At 35.1% G+C, this 16,339-nt stretch carries 15 protein-coding genes and 1 other annotated feature; of the genes, 9 read left to right on the forward strand and 6 right to left on the reverse strand.

Going from position 1 to position 16,339, the window contains the following annotated elements:
* The first annotated feature begins 64 nt into the window (after window positions 1-64).
* The 4 genes from QKW49_RS01715 to QKW49_RS01730 all read left to right on the forward strand — a co-directional run bounded on the left by QKW49_RS01715 (window position 65) and on the right by QKW49_RS01730 (window position 6,297).
* Window positions 65-922 (forward strand): ARMT1-like domain-containing protein, encoded by an 858-nt coding sequence (locus QKW49_RS01715; RefSeq protein WP_282865870.1) that lies wholly within the window; start codon window positions 65-67, stop codon window positions 920-922.
* 31 nt (window positions 923-953) lie between these two features.
* On the forward strand, window positions 954-1,376 hold the full coding sequence (locus tag QKW49_RS01720; protein ID WP_282865871.1) for a C-GCAxxG-C-C family (seleno)protein: 423 nt from the start codon (window positions 954-956) through the stop codon (window positions 1,374-1,376).
* An 81-nt stretch (window positions 1,377-1,457) separates the two neighbouring features.
* Window positions 1,458-1,700 (forward strand) — a binding site (T-box leader).
* A gap of 73 nt (window positions 1,701-1,773) precedes the next feature.
* Entirely contained in the window at window positions 1,774-4,893 is a 3,120-nt protein-coding gene (gene ileS, locus QKW49_RS01725; protein WP_282865872.1) for an isoleucine--tRNA ligase, read from the forward strand.
* A gap of 105 nt (window positions 4,894-4,998) precedes the next feature.
* Window positions 4,999-6,297: a methionine gamma-lyase family protein gene (locus QKW49_RS01730; RefSeq protein WP_282865873.1), complete on the forward strand. Its 1,299-nt coding sequence runs from the start codon at window positions 4,999-5,001 to the stop codon at window positions 6,295-6,297.
* 272 nt (window positions 6,298-6,569) lie between these two features.
* Here the strand turns inward: QKW49_RS01730 and lexA are convergent, their stop codons facing one another.
* Window positions 6,570-7,205 (reverse strand): transcriptional repressor LexA, encoded by a 636-nt coding sequence (gene lexA, locus QKW49_RS01735; protein WP_282865874.1) that lies wholly within the window; start codon window positions 7,203-7,205, stop codon window positions 6,570-6,572.
* Between the two features lie 171 nt (window positions 7,206-7,376).
* Here lexA and QKW49_RS01740 point away from each other — a divergent pair, with 171 nt between their 5' ends.
* From QKW49_RS01740 to QKW49_RS01760, 5 genes are all read left to right on the forward strand, one after another.
* Window positions 7,377-7,679: a LysM peptidoglycan-binding domain-containing protein gene (locus QKW49_RS01740; protein WP_282865875.1), complete on the forward strand. Its 303-nt coding sequence runs from the start codon at window positions 7,377-7,379 to the stop codon at window positions 7,677-7,679.
* A gap of 67 nt (window positions 7,680-7,746) precedes the next feature.
* A complete protein-coding gene (locus tag QKW49_RS01745; protein WP_282865876.1) occupies window positions 7,747-7,917 on the forward strand; it encodes a hypothetical protein in 171 nt (56 codons plus the stop codon).
* A 414-nt stretch (window positions 7,918-8,331) separates the two neighbouring features.
* A complete protein-coding gene (locus QKW49_RS01750; protein WP_282865877.1) occupies window positions 8,332-8,670 on the forward strand; it encodes a YddF family protein in 339 nt (112 codons plus the stop codon).
* 299 nt (window positions 8,671-8,969) lie between these two features.
* Window positions 8,970-9,845, forward strand: a complete 876-nt coding sequence (locus QKW49_RS01755) for an aldose 1-epimerase family protein (RefSeq protein ID WP_282865878.1) — start codon at window positions 8,970-8,972, stop codon at window positions 9,843-9,845.
* Between the two features lie 162 nt (window positions 9,846-10,007).
* Window positions 10,008-10,883, forward strand: coding sequence for an ARMT1-like domain-containing protein (locus QKW49_RS01760; RefSeq protein WP_282865879.1), 876 nt, complete (start codon window positions 10,008-10,010; stop codon window positions 10,881-10,883).
* Between the two features lie 442 nt (window positions 10,884-11,325).
* Here QKW49_RS01760 and QKW49_RS01765 read toward each other — a convergent pair whose 3' ends face one another.
* The 5 genes from QKW49_RS01765 to QKW49_RS01785 form a co-directional block, all read right to left on the reverse strand.
* On the reverse strand, window positions 11,326-12,228 hold the full coding sequence (locus tag QKW49_RS01765; protein ID WP_282865880.1) for an MFS transporter: 903 nt from the start codon (window positions 12,226-12,228) through the stop codon (window positions 11,326-11,328).
* Between the two features lie 522 nt (window positions 12,229-12,750).
* On the reverse strand, window positions 12,751-13,386 hold the full coding sequence (locus tag QKW49_RS01770; RefSeq protein ID WP_282865881.1) for a response regulator: 636 nt from the start codon (window positions 13,384-13,386) through the stop codon (window positions 12,751-12,753).
* Between the two features lie 13 nt (window positions 13,387-13,399).
* The gene (locus QKW49_RS01775; RefSeq protein ID WP_282865883.1) at window positions 13,400-13,768 is read right to left on the reverse strand and encodes a response regulator transcription factor; all 369 of its coding nucleotides are present in this window, start codon (window positions 13,766-13,768) and stop codon (window positions 13,400-13,402) included.
* Window positions 13,769-13,772: 4 nt separating this feature from the next.
* Window positions 13,773-15,614, reverse strand: coding sequence for an ATP-binding protein (locus QKW49_RS01780; RefSeq protein ID WP_282865884.1), 1,842 nt, complete (start codon window positions 15,612-15,614; stop codon window positions 13,773-13,775).
* A 75-nt stretch (window positions 15,615-15,689) separates the two neighbouring features.
* Complete coding sequence (locus tag QKW49_RS01785; RefSeq protein WP_282865885.1) at window positions 15,690-16,337, reverse strand: TrkA family potassium uptake protein; 648 nt, start codon at window positions 16,335-16,337, stop codon at window positions 15,690-15,692.
* Between the last annotated feature and the right edge of the window lie 2 nt (window positions 16,338-16,339).

Genomic DNA, 16,339 nt, shown 5'->3' on the forward strand with positions numbered 1-16,339 from the left:
TGTAATTCAGAAGATAGAAAATGAAAAGATACATATGTGATATAAAAATTTCAGGGGTGATGTAATGGAGGTTTATCTTGATTGCCTGCCTTGTTTTTTAAGACAAGTGCTTGAGACAACCAGAATGATAACAAACGAATTGGATGTACAAGATAAAATAATGCAAGATACAATTGGATTGGTATTACAGTATAAAAGGTATAAATACTCACCTGAATTAGGAAGAGATATGCACAATATAATAAAAAAATATACAGATATAGCCGATCCATATAAAACAATTAAAGAAAAGAGTATAGAGCTTGCAGAAGACCTTTATCCATCATTAAAACATTTTTTATATAGAAAATATGATAATAGATTATATTGGGCCTTAAAGGTATCTGCTATGGGCAATATCATTGATTATGCTATTAATCATCATATTGATATTAAAGCATGTATTGAAAACGAACTTGAAAAAGAATTTGCTATCAATGATATTGAAAGATTTGAAAAACAATTTAGAAATGCAAAAACGCTGTTAATCATTGGAGATAATGCAGGTGAAACCGTATTTGATAAGGTATTAATAGAAGATCTTTTACAATTAAAAATTACTTACGCTGTCAGAAGTGAACCGATTATTAATGATGCTACATATGAAGATGCCTATGCTTCCGGTTTATCTGAACACTGTAACATTATTTCTACTGGCTGCAATGCGCCAGGCTTGATATTAGAGGAATCCAGCAAGGAATTTTCAGATATATTTAGGCATGCCGATATTGTCATTAGTAAAGGTCAAGGGAATTTTGAAACTTTATCAGATGTGGATAGAGAAGTTTTTTTTCTGCTAAAAGTGAAATGTCCGGTTGTTGCTAATCTTGTTAACGTTGATGTTAACGAATATATTTTTAAGCACAGCGGCAAAATAAATTGATGTTATGATTTTTATTGGAGGAGAACAAATTTTGATAGAAAAAGCTAAAAGACATTATCTTGGTATTGATGGATATAAGAGGATGAATTGCGCACAATCAATAATATGTACATTTGAACACAAATATAAACTAAAAGATGAAATAGTTGAAATGTTCAAAGCTTATGGACGTGGAAGAGCTCCTGAGGGGCTATGTGGTGCATATTATGCGGCAAAATTTTTATTGGAAAAAGAATGTGAGGGACATGAGAAAAAGTTGGAACAATATTTTTTGGTTCATGCCGGTTCAACTAAATGTCATGAAATTAGAAAGTGCAGAAAATTTTCATGTTTAGATTGTGTTGAAAAAAGTGCTGAGTTATTATTAAAATATTCAAACTTTTTACATAGTCAAAAAATAGCTTTGGGTGATATTTACCAGGCTAATGAACAAGACGGTACCAGTATAAGATGATAAACACAAAATTTCACAAAAACCTTTACAAATCAATAACTTTGTTTTAAAATATACTGTAATAGAACAAATGTAAATATTTGAAATGCAAAGAAGGAGAAGAGTAAATACCTATTGAAAGCCAAGCGAGTCGGGGGTAGTGTGAGCCCGGTCTGAAGTAATAGATATTGAAAATCACTCCAGAGCAGCAGACCGAATTGATAGTAGGTTGTGCCGTGATCCTGACGTTAAAAGGAAACATATCGTATTAAGCCGTATGTAGAGAGCCGGATACCTTGTGTATCAATTCAGGTGGTACCGCGAAATAATCCTTTCGTCCTGTGATGGATGAAGGGTTTTTTTATTGTCTAAATTGGTAAAAATTATTATTATGTATAGAAGAAACGGAGGTAACAACATGTACCGAAAAGTATCGACCAACCTAAATTTTGGCGATAGAGAACTGGAAGTCTTAAAGTACTGGAAAGAAAACAATATTTTTGAAAAGAGTCTCGAAAAGAAGGAAAATGCGCCTACCTTTACCTTTTATGACGGCCCGCCAACTGCCAATGGGATGCCTCATATCGGACACATTTTAACCCGTGTTATAAAGGACATTATACCGAGATATAAATCCATGAAAGGATACAATGTTCTTCGTAAGGCAGGATGGGATACCCATGGACTTCCCGTTGAGCTGGAAGTTGAAAAACATCTCGGTATTGACGGCAAACCGGAAATAGAAAAATATGGGGTAGAACCTTTTATCCAGGAATGCAAGAAAAGCGTATGGAAATACAAGGGTGAATGGGAAAAGATGAGTGATCGTGTAGGATTCTGGGTAGATATGGAGAACCCTTACATCACTTATGATAACAACTATATCGAATCGGTATGGTGGGCATTAAAGAAAATCTGGGACAAGGACTTGCTTTATAAAGGTCATAAGATCGTACCTTATTGCCCACGCTGCGGAACATCTCTATCCAGCCATGAGGTCGCTCAAGGCTATAAAGATGTGAAAGACCCGTCCATTTATGTGAAATTCCAAGTAAAAGGAGAAAAACAAGTATATCTGATGGCTTGGACAACCACGCCATGGACATTGCCATCTAACGTGGCGCTCACCGTAAACCCGAACGAAACCTATATTAAAGCAAAATGTGCCGATGAAGTATATATTTTAGCTGAAGCATTGGCACCTACCGTGTTGGGTGAAGAATTTGAAGTATTGGAAAGAATGCAAGGAAAAGATTTAGTAGGAATAGAATATGAGCCTTTATTTGATTTCGCGAAGCCGGAGAAAAAAGCTTACTACGTCGTTTCGGATAACTTTGTAACATTAACGGATGGTACCGGGATTGTACACACTGCACCGGCTTTTGGGGAAGATGATGCCAAAGTCGGACGTGCATACGATCTGCCGTTTGTACAATTGGTTAGTGAGCAAGGAACATTCATTGATAGTGTAGAACCATGGAAAGGTGTTTTTGTTAAAGATGCTGATCCAATGATTATTGAGCAGCTTGACCGAAGGAACCTGGTATATAAAGTCATGGATTATGAGCATTCCTACCCATTTTGCTGGAGATGCGATACACCATTGTTATATTATGCCCGTGATACTTGGTTTATCAAGATGACGGCCGTAAAGGACAATCTTTTAAAGAACAATAATAAGATTAACTGGCTGCCTGATAACATCAAAGACGGACGTTTCGGCAATTTCCTTGAGAATGTCATTGACTGGGGTTTAAGCCGTGAAAGATACTGGGGAACGCCTCTGCCTATTTGGGAATGTGAATGCGGACACCGCCATGCTATAGGAAGCATCGCAGAATTAAAAGAAATGGGACAAAATGTTCCTGAAGATATAGAACTGCATAAACCATATATCGATAAAGTCTATCTGCATTGTCCGGAGTGTAAAACCGGAACCATGAAAAGAGTCACTGAAGTAATAGACTGTTGGTTTGACTCGGGTTCCATGCCGTTTGCGCAATGGCATTACCCGTTTGAAAACAAAGAAATATTTGAAGAGAATTTCCCGGCTGATTTTATCAGTGAAGCCATTGACCAGACCAGGGGATGGTTCTATACGCTTTTGGCGATTTCAACACTGATTTTTGATGAACCTTCTTATAAGAACGTTATCGTAATGGGTCATGTACAGGATAAAGACGGACAAAAGATGAGCAAACATAAAGGGAATGTCGTTAACCCATGGACGATCCTTGATAAACAGGGAGCCGACGCAGTTCGTTGGTACTTCTATACTGCCAGTGCACCATGGCTGCCAAGCCGTTTCTACGAAGAAGCCGTAAGTGAAGGACAAAGAAAGTTCATGGGAACCTTGTGGAATACCTATGCCTTCTTTGTGCTATATGCAAATATAGATAAATTCAATCCGAATGACTATAAATTGGAACATGATAAACTGCCGGTTATAGACAAATGGATATTATCCAGACTGCATTCATTAATTGCAATGGTCGAAAAGAATTTGGATAATTACCGTATTACCGAACCTGCAAGAGCAATCCAGGAATTTACCGACGAGTTAAGCAACTGGTATGTAAGAAGAAGCAGAGAGCGTTTTTGGCAGGAAGAAATGACACAGGATAAAATCAATGCTTATATGACTTTATATACGGTATTGGAAACACTGTCCAAGCTTACTGCGCCTTTTGTACCGTTTATGGCTGAGGAGATTTACAAAAATCTTGTGTTGAGCGTAAACAAAGAAGCTCCGGAAAGTGTACACTTGTGTGATTATCCGAAGGCAAACCAATCTTTTATAGATAAAGAACTGGAAGAAAACATGGATGTTGTGCTTAAGCTGGTAGTACAAGGCCGTGCTTGCAGAAACAAAGCCAATATCAAAAACCGTCAGCCTATCGGGACCATGTATGTAAAATCAAAAATGAAACTGCCTGAAATGTTTAAGGAACTTGTGGCAGATGAGTTGAATATAAAAGAAGTTTCTTTTGTAGATAATGTAAGTGCGTTTACAACTTACAAATTTAAGCCTCAGTTAAGAACACTGGGACCAAAGTACGGTAAACTGGTTCCTAAGATCGCTGAAGCACTTAATAGCATAGATGGAAATGAAGTCATGGATGTATTCAAAAAAGAAGAAACCATTACACTGGACATTGAAGGTACAAAGGTTGAACTGGCAGAACAGGATGTACTCAGTGAGTCTGCAGATAAAGCCGGAATGGTAGCAGAAACCGACTACGGCATTACTGTTGTACTGGATACCAATCTTACACCGGAATTGATTGAAGAAGGTTTTGTACGTGAAATTATCAGTAAAATACAGACCATGAGAAAAGAAGCCGGTTTCGAGATTCAAGATAACATTCATGTGTATTACAATGACAATGAGAAAGTTGCTGAAATCATGAAGAACAACGCAAAAGAGATTGCAAAGGAAGTACTGGCACAAGCAATGACTGAAGCAAGCGGTGAAGGCTACACCAAAGAATGGAATGTAAATGGTGAAAAAGTAAAAATAACTGTTGCTAAAGTATAATATACAATATTAATAAGCTCGTTCATCAAAGTGGACGAGTTTTTTTATTGCCTCAGCATCATAGATATGTTAAAATATTCGCAGCAAAGAAAGGATGATATACCTATGAAAAATAAAATGATTGAACTTCTATTCAATGAGTTTAACATAAGTGATCAGATATATATGCTATCACAAAAGGTTGAAGAATACATATCTGAAAAATTTGAAGAGATAGACCAAATAAGCCAATACAATCAGTATAAAGTGTTAAAAGCATTTCAAAACCATCACATCAGTGATACGCATTTTGTAGAAACTACAGGCTATGGCTATGATGATTTGGGACGTGAGGCACTGGATGCTGTCTATGCCGATGTGTTTAGGGCAGAAGACGCATTGGTCCGGCATAATATTATATCGGGTACACATGCATTGGCGATATGTCTTTTTGGAATCCTTCGCCCCGGCGATACACTGTTAGCAGTAACCGGGAAACCCTATGACACCCTTGAAGAAGTAATCGGAATACGCGGCCAAAATAACGGTTCTTTAAAAGAATTAGGCGTAAATTATCAGCAGATCGATCTTACTCTTGAAGGGAAAGTAAACCTCCAAGAAGTGAAATCCGCAGTAAATCAAAACACCAAGATGGCACTAATACAAAGATCCAAAGGATATGATTGGAGACCTTCTCTGTCGGTAACAGAAATCGGAGAAATCATCAGAGAGATCAAAAAAATCAATCCTGATACCATGTGCCTTGTAGATAATTGCTATGGTGAATTTGTAGAGACCATAGAACCCACAGAAGTAGGAGCAGACCTTGCAGCCGGTTCACTTATTAAAAATCCCGGGGGTGGATTAGCACCCACGGGCGGTTATATTGTAGGTAAAAAAGAATGTGTAAAGCTTGCTGCCTATCGCTTAACTTCGCCGGGAATAGGGAAAAAATGCGGGGCATCTTTAGGGATGAACCGCCAAATGTTTCAAGGATTCTTTATGGCGCCGCATATTGTATCTCAAAGCTTGAAAGCGGCTATTTTCTGTGCTGCTGTATTTGAGAAACTAGGTTTTGATGTGTGTCCGGCTGTGAATGATATACGCACTGATATTATTCAAGCCGTAAAGTTTAACAATCCCGAACTGGTGATCAGTTTCTGCCAAGGAATACAAAAAGGTGCTCCAATCGATTCATTCGTTGAGCCGCAGCCGTGGGATATGCCCGGATATGAATCGCAGGTCATCATGGCAGCCGGCGCATTTATTCAAGGAGCATCTATTGAATTGAGTGCCGATGCACCTATCAAGCCGCCGTATATTGCTTATATGCAGGGGGGACTCACATGGCATCACGCCAAACTGGGTGTGATGATCGCACTGCAAAACATGGTTGATAAGGGTTTGATTGATATTAGTTTATAGTGAGGAGTGGGGAGTACGGAGAAAAAATATTCTGTACTTCTACTATTTATAGATAACGAACTGTAGGCTTGTAATTTACCAAATTATATATCACGCTAATAGTTAAGATTCTGTAGGGGCGGACGACTCTGTCCGCCCGTAGATACGGTAATAGTACAGAGGGTGGACAGGGTCTGTCCACCCCTACGATAACACGACAGATATATTTAAAAAAGAATTAATAAATGTGTAAAAAAAGAAGATGAATCTGTCATCTTCTTTTTTTATTTCTATTAGAGTTTTCTAAATACGCCCACAACTTTTCCTAAAATGATGACTTCACTTACCAGTATAGGGTCCATAAACTGGTTTTCCGGCTGTAAGCGAACATGTGTTTTTTCTTTAAAGAACCTTTTTACAGTTGCTTCATCTTCAATAAGCGCTACAACGATATCACCGTTATGAGCAGTATTCTGCTTTCTTACAACCACTAGGTCACCGTCAAGAATTCCTGCATTAATCATACTTTCACCGCTTACACGAAGCATAAATACATCGCTGTTTTGTGCAAACTCCACAGGTAAAGGAAATGTATCTTCAATATTTTCAACCGCCAGGATAGGTTGTCCGGCAGTCACTTTTCCTAGAATAGGAACTTCAATAATTTCACGGGAAGACATAACTTCATTAGATATAGTACTCTTATGGGTTTCATTTTCAATAAGCCTTAGTGCTCTGGGCTTGGAGGCATCCTTCTGCAAAAGACCTTTCTTTTCTAATCTTTCCAGATATCCATGAACAGTAGACGTGGATTTCAAACCTACCGCGCTGCAAATTTCTCTGACAGAAGGCGGGTAGCCTTTTTGTTGAACCTGCTGATTTATAAAATCAAGAATCATCTGTTGTTTTTCTGTAAGTTTTTTCTGCATAGTATTATAACAACCTTTCTTACATTTAAGTTAATGCAATTATAACACATATTATGGCAAATATCAAACGAATGTTCGTAAAAAATGTTAAAAAAACATTGACTAAGAACAAATGTTCTTGTATAATAATTCACATAGAAACATTTGTTCGATATTAATGGAGGCGTGCGTATGACAAAAGTAAAATTAAAAATTATAAACAGACAACGGTTTACAACATTTGTTACGATGGTATTTATATTACTTTCTATAGCAACAATTACACTTATCGATCAAAAACAAGTTAATGGACAATCTCAAAACAGTTATAAATATGTACCTATCGTTACAGGGGATACGCTGTGGGATATAGCAAAAGAAAATAACCATAATAATGAAGATATAAGAAATGTTATATATGATATCATGAATGAAAATGATATGACAACGGCGATGCTTTATAAGGATCAGGTGATCAAGGTCCCGGTTAAATAATCCCTTGATTTCTTTTAAATACTTATGTTATACTGTAACAAATATTTTTAGAATCAAGGTGAATAAAATGTCTCAGAAAGAATGTGTATTGGAAGACAAAGCATGTATCTATTGCGGTGAGTGTGATGTTTGTGATTTAGATCATAGTAAGTATTGTGACAATTGCGGAAGATGTATTGATGAAGGATCCGATTATAAAACGGTTGGAATAGATGATATTCTTGAAATAGAAGAGTAATAAAAGTATATATGGTATTCTATAGGGTATTTTGCGTATTAGACAGATATTGCAAGGTACCTTTTTTGTGCAAATAATGTATTAACAGTATTTCCAATTTGCAGTAATATACAGTATAGTATCAAATAGTTCGTATGCGAACGATATTGTCACATTTTCAAATCTAAAGTTTATTACTATATAAATAACACTAAGTACATTACAGTCAGGCGTAGAAGAAAAAATGTGACACGGGGACGGTTTTCATGTCACAACGGTTTTGGGTGACAGGAGAACCGTCCCCGTGTTACATTTGTAATATACTTAGTGTGACGTATATATATTATTAAAGATAAGATATTTAAATTACGTTCTTTGGTAAAGTTATGTTATAATATTAAATAAACTAAAGGTTACATATGAGGGGGGATGGAGTTGGTTAATAATGGAATACTTCCTATTGCATTATTTAACGGTACAGTAGCTACTACCAATGGACTATATTCTATCGAAGACATAGATGTTGAGAATGCTAAGGAATATATCGCACGAAACGGTTTTATTTCTGCAATCGGCCATGAAGCTACAGCAGAAATTATGTCGGATATTTTATGCACAAATATACCGATGAATAGAATTCAATTTTATCAACAAGTAGGACAAGTTGCTATTGTCTTTAAATTAAATGAGAGACCTCCGGAAGGAGTTATATTAAATAAAGAAGAAATTCAGCGTATAGGTTATAGTCTGAAAATCATGCAAAGATTAAAGTAGAGTATTTCTTTGAATTTATAATAAAGTTGTTATATAAATAACACTAAATACATCACAGTCAGGCGTAGAAGAAAAAATGTGACATGGGGACGGTTTTCATGTCACAACGGTTTTGGGTGACAGGAGAACCGTTCCCGTGTTGCATTTCGTGTTGCATTTTTGAGCGAGTATGTTAATATACTTAGTGTGACGTATATAGGTGAGTATTGTCGTAAAAAAACAGTTGCCAGAGAATAAAATATTATGCATAATATGATTGTAACAGAAAACAATAAAAGCTTATAGGGGGCAGCAGCGTTATGAACAAAGTGATAGAAAATGATATCGCTCGAGTAGAAATATCAACTTTAGGAGCAGAAGTTATAAGTTTTAAAACATTGAAAGATGATTGTGAATACCTATGGAATGGAGATAAACAATATTGGGCTAGTCATGCACCTGTATTGTTTCCATTGGTTTGCGCTGTTGATGAAGGAAAAATTAAAGTTGGAGGCAAAGAGTATGCAATAGGAAATCATGGCTTTGCAAGAAAAAGTGAATTTTCTGTTGTAGAAGATACTGATAGCAGCGTTACATATAAACTGCCGTATAGTGAAGAAACTTTAAAAATGTATCCCTTCAAATTTAATTTATTTATTACTTATGCACTAACGGGGAACAAATTAGATATAACATATAAAGTGGAAAATGTCGATAATAAGGAAATCTATTTTTTGATTGGAACACATCCGGGATTTAACTGTCCTTTAGCGAAAGATGAGAAATTTGAAGACTATTATTTAGAGTTCGAATGTAATGAAACCCTCGAAAGACTTTTCATGAATGCCGCCAATGTGCTTATCAAAGACAAGTCGGAAATGATATTACAGGACAAAAATATCATTCCGTTAACACGTAAGCTGTTCCAAGATGGCGCACTGGTCTTTAAAAATATTAATTCAAGAAAGATATCTTTAAAAAGTAATAAATCCGATAAAGAAGTAATTGTATCTTTTGACGATCTTCCATATCTGGGGTTATGGCAGGCAAAGGATGCGCCTTTTGTATGTATTGAGCCCTGGCATGGTATAGCAGATGTTGAAGGATATAACGGAGAATTTAAAGAAAAAGAGATGATTATTGAGTTAGGTACAAGTAAAAGCTATGAATGCAATTATTCTATAGAAGTAAAATAGAAAACGACAAGCATATGAAATTTCTATAAATAGATGGATATCCTTGATATACTTGAGTTAGAAGGATATCCTCTTTTATATTTTTTGTACGTATGTTAAAATAATAACGAACATGTGTATATTTAAAACATAAGAAGTTTATTGCATAAGGAGTTGTGAATAATGAAAGTTAGAATGGAATGTATTCCTTGCTATTTAAAGCAGGTTTTATCTGCAGTGAAGATAGGAGGATATTCTGAAGAAAAAGCAAATGAAGTTTTTTATCAAGCCATGAGGATCATACCTGAGATGAATACAGCAGCATCCCCGGCAGAGAATTCTACTATCGCACTGCTTGAGGCGTACAAGGCAATGCGTATGGATGATCCATTTAAACAGGCAAAAAAAGAATCTAATGATCTGGCGATGAAGTTGTATAATAGAATGGCGCAGCTGGTGAAAGAAGCTGATGATCCTCTGTTAACTGTTTTTAAGATTTCAGTTGCGGGGAATATCATTGACATGGGTATAACGCCTGATTTTGATATCAATGTGGCTCTTAACGAAATTACTAGCAAAGAATTTGATCACTGTGATTATGATAAGTTTAATGAATGTCTCGAAGCTGCTCAAAACATTATGATTCTCGGGGATAACAGCGGAGAGATTGTATTTGATAAATTATTAGTAGAGGTTTTAAAATCTTATAATAAGAATGTTACATATGTAGTGAAAAATGGGCCAATCCTTAATGATGCCACAATGGAAGATGCTATAGAGACAGGAATGAGTCAGATTACTGAAGTAATTACAAATGGTGCAAACTTTTTAGGAACGGTCGTACACGAATGCTCCCACGAATTTATAGACCGCTTTGAAAAATCGGACTTAGTAATCGGAAAAGGACAGGCTAATTTTGAGTCTCTTGAAGGAAGCAAATTTGCCGGCGATAAAACTTTCTTTGTTTTACGGGCAAAATGTGATCTTGTAGCTGACTGTGCAGGCGCAAAATTGGGAGAGATTTTATTCATAAGGAACAAAGTGAAAGAAACGGATTAAATAAAAAACATAATGATTACTTATTATTTTGAGATTAAAAGAAGGTTATTTTTTATTTTATATGATCCCATTATAAATACGATACAATAATGAAATTGCTGTGTCATAAGAATTAAAAAAATGTGAATACGATTACGGTATTAGACAACATAGATATGGATAATTTAGAATAGTTGATAAAATCCATAAGACAGCCCATACGATTCAACAAAATAAATATTTTGTTGAATCGTATGGGCGATAAAAAATATTTTAACGTTAATATTTCGCTTGTACGCTACTATTTTAACCAGTCCTATGAAATTATTCAACTTGGACTTCAAGTTATTTATAATGGCATTTTTGTCTTCTGATACAAAACGAAGTTTTTCAAATTTTTAGGTCAAAAGTTTTTCTATATAATTTCTCATAAGCCATCAAATAAAACAAGAAAAATATCATTCTATCTTTTATTCAATTCTTCTACAATTTGATCATATTTCTTTTTGTCTATTTTATAGAAATATAATGCAATTCCACAGAATAAATTCATAGAATTGTTGATTGCTGACATAACCTGTGCATTTTGTACTTGATTTGCTATATAACCAAAACTGCCTAATAGCCAGCCAATCGCTGCTGTGCAAATTGCCATGCCTAGCTTAAATGCAAAGTTGATAAAGGAAGAAATAAAACCCGCTGCATGAATATTATATTTATACTGGGAGTACTCTGTAGTATCCGGCACCATACCAAATAAAGAAGCAAGACCAAGACCACCGCCTATACCTGTTAAAAAGGTAAAAAAGTGATATAAATTTAATCCAACCGCAGTGTTCACTGGCAGGAAGTTCATTATGATCATCAACACACCTGAAGAGATAAACGCAATCAATGGAAGAGTCCTCTTATTACTAACTTTTGCTACTAAATATGCGAGAGAGAAAGTCCCTATAACTCTGCCTAAGAACATCAGCCCGGAGTTGGTCATAAACAGACTATCGTCACCAATATAATATTTGAAGTAATACATTCTCACACCACCGCCTGCTGCCTCGTAAAATTCCCAACAAATGAAAGATAATACTAAAATCATAACAGGGGTATTCCCCTTTAACACCTTAAACATATCCTTATAGCTTGTTTTTATAACGGGTATATCAACAATTTCTTTAGTGTTTTTAAAGCAGAATAAATATAGCGGTAGCGCTATAAAGGAAAAGATAATTGCTGCCCAGAAGAATCCCCTTGCCTCATCACCATTGCCGGCCCATTTTACTACACGCAGCACTAGTTGGGATAAAATAAGAGTTGCTATAAAAGCACCGGTCATACGATAACTTGCTAAGCTGGACCGGGGTATCATAACATAACTCTACAATATGTCGCTGATGCGTTCTATGTAACGCCACGACATATTAGGAGATTGTTTGAAGAGTATTTTGGTACAAGCTTTGGTAAAACTTTGAGCATTTACCGTCTAAATTATGCAAAAGACTATTTTGTAATACTAACTTCTCCGTGGAAAAAATCTCTACTTTAGTAGGTTTTTCATCTTCTCGTACATTATTTAAACTGTTTAAAGAAATTGAAGGAATGACAATTTCTCAATATCGTCTTCAAAACAGTAAAAGAAAACAAGTTACGTGATTTCCTTGAGACTTTTAGAAAATTCAAATTGCCAAGTCTAATTAATTACAAATGGTGAGAAAATCGGAGAAATTTCTCCAATCATAAATTTAACCGAAAAGCAAAATACTGCCGTTCATTTATTAGGGAGAAGAATACAAGATATAATAAAAAAAGATATCTATTAAATTAACATCCTTCTCCCCTTCCTTAGTTTAAGCATGAACTAGAGTTAACGCCAGCAATTTTGAAGGTAGCTTTAATACTGTGCTATTCTAGCTAAATTTTCCGCAATAATTTCTGAGTTAGGATCTAATACAAGTGCAATATTATAATACTTCTGAGCATTAATAAAGTCTTCTTGGATTTCACAGATATTCCCCATAAGATTAAAAGGTTCACCATCATTAATATTAATGGATACAGCTTTTTTTAAATAATTTAAAGCCTTATCAAATTCTAGATTATTAATACATTTCTTAGCATATTCCAATAAATATTTATAATCGTTCACGTCAAGCTCGTTAATATTAGCTCTATTGATTAATGAGAGTACAGTTTCTTTGATCCTTTCCGAAGTAAACGGTTTTCTTATATAATCAATGGCTCCGAGTTTAACACATTCAACCGCGTTTTTTATTGTAGGAAAAGCGGTAATGATGATCACGGGAATATCTTTATTGATTCCTTTTAAGATCTTCAGCACTTCGGTACCGCTTAATTCGGGCATTCGTATGTCCAGCATCACCAAATCATATCTATGATCCTTGAATAGCTTGATTCCATCATAGCCGTTATCTGCCGCATCAACGGTATAGTTTTCAGATACCAGACATTTGGAAACCATCATTCTTATATTTTTTGTATCATCAATGACAAGTATTCTATAAGACATATATCTCACCTCTTTATTCGTTCAAATGCTTCCTCACTGCAGAAAGCAACTCTGCTGGAGAAAACGGTTTTGCAAGATAATCGGAAACTCCCAATTCAAAAGCTTTTTGAATATCTTCATCTTGCGTTTTTGCGCTCATTGCAATGATAGGTATGCGTGATATTTTCTCATTTGATTTTACAGCTTCACATACCGAATACCCGTTTAATTTGGGAATAAGGATATCGAGCAGAATCAAGTCGGGTATGATATCAAAGATTTTCACCATAGCCTCTACACCGTCAGAAGCTTTAAATACTTGGTATCCGTTTGTTTTTAAGCACATTTCTATCATGAAAGATATATTTTTAGAATCCTCTACAATTAGTACTTTTTTCTGCATAAAATCACCCTCTATCTAAAGGTAAGGTAAATATAAAATTACTTCCTTCACCGGGTTCGCTTTCTACCCATATATCACCATTATGCTTTTTAATAAATTCTTTTGTGATTGCAAGCCCTAGTCCGGTTCCTCCTTGGTTTTTACTTTCGCTTTCTACTTGTGTAAATTTTTCAAAAATCAATTCATGGTATTCTTTCGGTATTCCGATCCCGGTATCTTTTACAGAAACTTTCAATAATTGATTTTCAACTTTTGCCGATATCTTTATTTCTCCACCTCTGTCTGTAAACTTTAACGCATTAGTAATTAAGTTATTCATCACATAACTTATTTTATTAGAGTCCAGATATATCAGAGGGATATCTTTTGAAACCAAATCAAATAGCCTTATCCCCTTTTCTTTTGCAATATCCAATAAAGGATTGATACAAGATTCTACAAGCGCATATATTGAAGTTTGCTGTAAGTTCATATACATTTTACCTGATTCGATTTTTGAAAGATCAAGTAAATCATTTACAATCGCCATAAGGCGGGTTCCATCTTCATCCATCGCCTCCACAATTTCTTTCTGACCCGGATTTAATTCTCCTGAGATTCCGTCAAGTAAAAGTCCGGCCCCCATTATAATAGAGGTCAAAGGGGTCCTTAATTCATGAGAAACCGTTGAGATAAAGTTTGATTTCAAGTCCTCTACTTCTTTCATATGCGTAATATCCTGGAGTACTGATACTGTCCCGATCGTTTGATTATCATTATTCAGTATAGATGTAACCGCTAAAAGATAAAAGTATTTTTTTTCTTTTTTTATAATTGTAACTAAATTATTACTCGCATTGGCAAACTCATTACCATCCGTAATACGCTTTATTTCATCAAAAATACTATTATTGCTAATGACTTCTAAAAAATGTTTTCCTGTGACTTTCTGCTCAGATATATCAAATACGGTCTCCGCAGCTTTATTTACCAGAGTAACCTGATATTGATTATCTGTTACTATAATAGGGTCCGAAATACTTTTTACAATTGCTAATGACTTGTTTCTTTCGGCAATTAAGCTCTTAATATTACTTTGTTCATATTGCCACAATCTCTTTGTCATATTGTTAAACTCAGAAGCCAATTGTCCTATTTCATCTTGTGTACTGATTTGAATTTCCTGATTCAGATTTCCCTCTTTAATAGACTTAACCCCGGAAATTAACATATGCATCGGTTTCATCGTTTTATTGATAAAATATAGAGCAACAAATAGCCCAAATGAGATTAAGAAAAGTGAAAAGGCAATGATTGAGTACATTTGATTTCTAGAACTCACGGTTGCCTTTTCTTTACTTCTAAACATGGCTCTCTCATTGAGGTCGGATAAGCCCATACATGCATCTTTTACAGAATGGAATACCGGGTATATTTCATTATCATAGAATGCAATAGCATCCCTTTCCCTTCCTGACGCTTTGATCTGCTGTAGCTTAGAGAAATATTTAAGGTACTTTATATAATTCATCTCAATCTTATCCAGGATTTCTGCCTCATCTTCTTCAGTAATATTATCTTTTGCTTTTCCCAGCCATATAAAAAATTCTTTTTCATTATTCGTAAAAGCACTTCGGCCTTTTTCCTCATTCACTTGAAGAAAAATAAGCTGATTGCTATCCTGTCTTTCCATTGCATTAATCATATTGGTTGCAGCAACAATACTCCTGTAATTTGATTCAATAAGTCCGTCTATCGCTCTATTCAGGTTATATAAACTTAATACCGATACCGCTGCAATCGAGCAGATTAATAGAATAAGAAATATATATATCGATAATATTTTACTTCTTAATGACTGGAACATTAGCAATCACCTTTTCACTTATTATAAATAACATCTTAATAAATTATATCATATGCTAATTCAATAATTATCATTTTATTTTTCATTTATTTTTTTTATATCCGCATTGGAGCCAATAATAACAAGCACATCATCTTGTTGGATGATATTATCAGCTTTAGGAGCTACATTTATCTCGTTTCCATTTTTTATTGCCATAATGTTAATACCGTATTTTACTCTTACATTTAACTGTTTCAATGATTTTTCTATCCATTGTTTCGGAACGGTAATTTCCATAATACTATAATCCGGAGAAAGCTCAATATAGTCTAAAATATTAGTAGAAACCAGGTTATGCGCTACCCGAACACCCATATCCCGCTCCGGAAAGATTACTTTATCAGCGCCAACCCTGCTTAATACTTTCGCATGAAGTTCATTTTGCGCTTTCGCAACAATATAGTTGCCACCGATTTCTTTTAATAATACTGTGACCAAAATGCTTGATTCCATGTTTCCGCCAATGGCTACAATAGCAACATCAAAATTCCTTATTCCACAAGCTTTTAGTACGTTTTCATCAGTGACATCACCGGCAATTGCATGTGTAACGCATTCTGACATGCTTTGAATAGTTTCTTCATTTTCATCAATTACCAAAACATCATTTCCTAGCTGATATAAAGTCTTAGCAACACTTTTCCCAAACCTGCCCAGACCTAATATTACAAAAGAATTCATAT

The sequence above is a fragment of the Petroclostridium sp. X23 genome (assembly GCF_030013905.1).
Taxonomy (GTDB): Bacteria; Bacillota; Clostridia; order SK-Y3; family SK-Y3; genus X23.

Excerpts from the sequence above, each read along its gene's own strand:
- ileS (WP_282865872.1), top strand. The coding sequence starts at position 1,774 with ATGTACCGAAAAGTATCGACCAACCTAAATTTTGGCGATAGAGAACTG.
- QKW49_RS01780 (WP_282865884.1), bottom strand. The coding sequence starts at position 15,614 with ATGTTCCAGTCATTAAGAAGTAAAATATTATCGATATATATATTTCTT.
- lexA (WP_282865874.1), bottom strand. The coding sequence starts at position 7,205 with ATGCAGAAAAAACTTACAGAAAAACAACAGATGATTCTTGATTTTATA.
- QKW49_RS01740 (WP_282865875.1), top strand. The coding sequence starts at position 7,377 with ATGACAAAAGTAAAATTAAAAATTATAAACAGACAACGGTTTACAACA.
- QKW49_RS01765 (WP_282865880.1), bottom strand. The coding sequence starts at position 12,228 with ATGATACCCCGGTCCAGCTTAGCAAGTTATCGTATGACCGGTGCTTTT.
- QKW49_RS01715 (WP_282865870.1), top strand. The coding sequence starts at position 65 with ATGGAGGTTTATCTTGATTGCCTGCCTTGTTTTTTAAGACAAGTGCTT.
- QKW49_RS01770 (WP_282865881.1), bottom strand. The coding sequence starts at position 13,386 with ATGTCTTATAGAATACTTGTCATTGATGATACAAAAAATATAAGAATG.
- QKW49_RS01760 (WP_282865879.1), top strand. The coding sequence starts at position 10,008 with ATGAAAGTTAGAATGGAATGTATTCCTTGCTATTTAAAGCAGGTTTTA.
- QKW49_RS01745 (WP_282865876.1), top strand. The coding sequence starts at position 7,747 with ATGTCTCAGAAAGAATGTGTATTGGAAGACAAAGCATGTATCTATTGC.
- QKW49_RS01730 (WP_282865873.1), top strand. The coding sequence starts at position 4,999 with ATGAAAAATAAAATGATTGAACTTCTATTCAATGAGTTTAACATAAGT.
- QKW49_RS01785 (WP_282865885.1), bottom strand. The coding sequence starts at position 16,337 with ATGAATTCTTTTGTAATATTAGGTCTGGGCAGGTTTGGGAAAAGTGTT.
- QKW49_RS01755 (WP_282865878.1), top strand. The coding sequence starts at position 8,970 with ATGAACAAAGTGATAGAAAATGATATCGCTCGAGTAGAAATATCAACT.
- QKW49_RS01775 (WP_282865883.1), bottom strand. The coding sequence starts at position 13,768 with ATGCAGAAAAAAGTACTAATTGTAGAGGATTCTAAAAATATATCTTTC.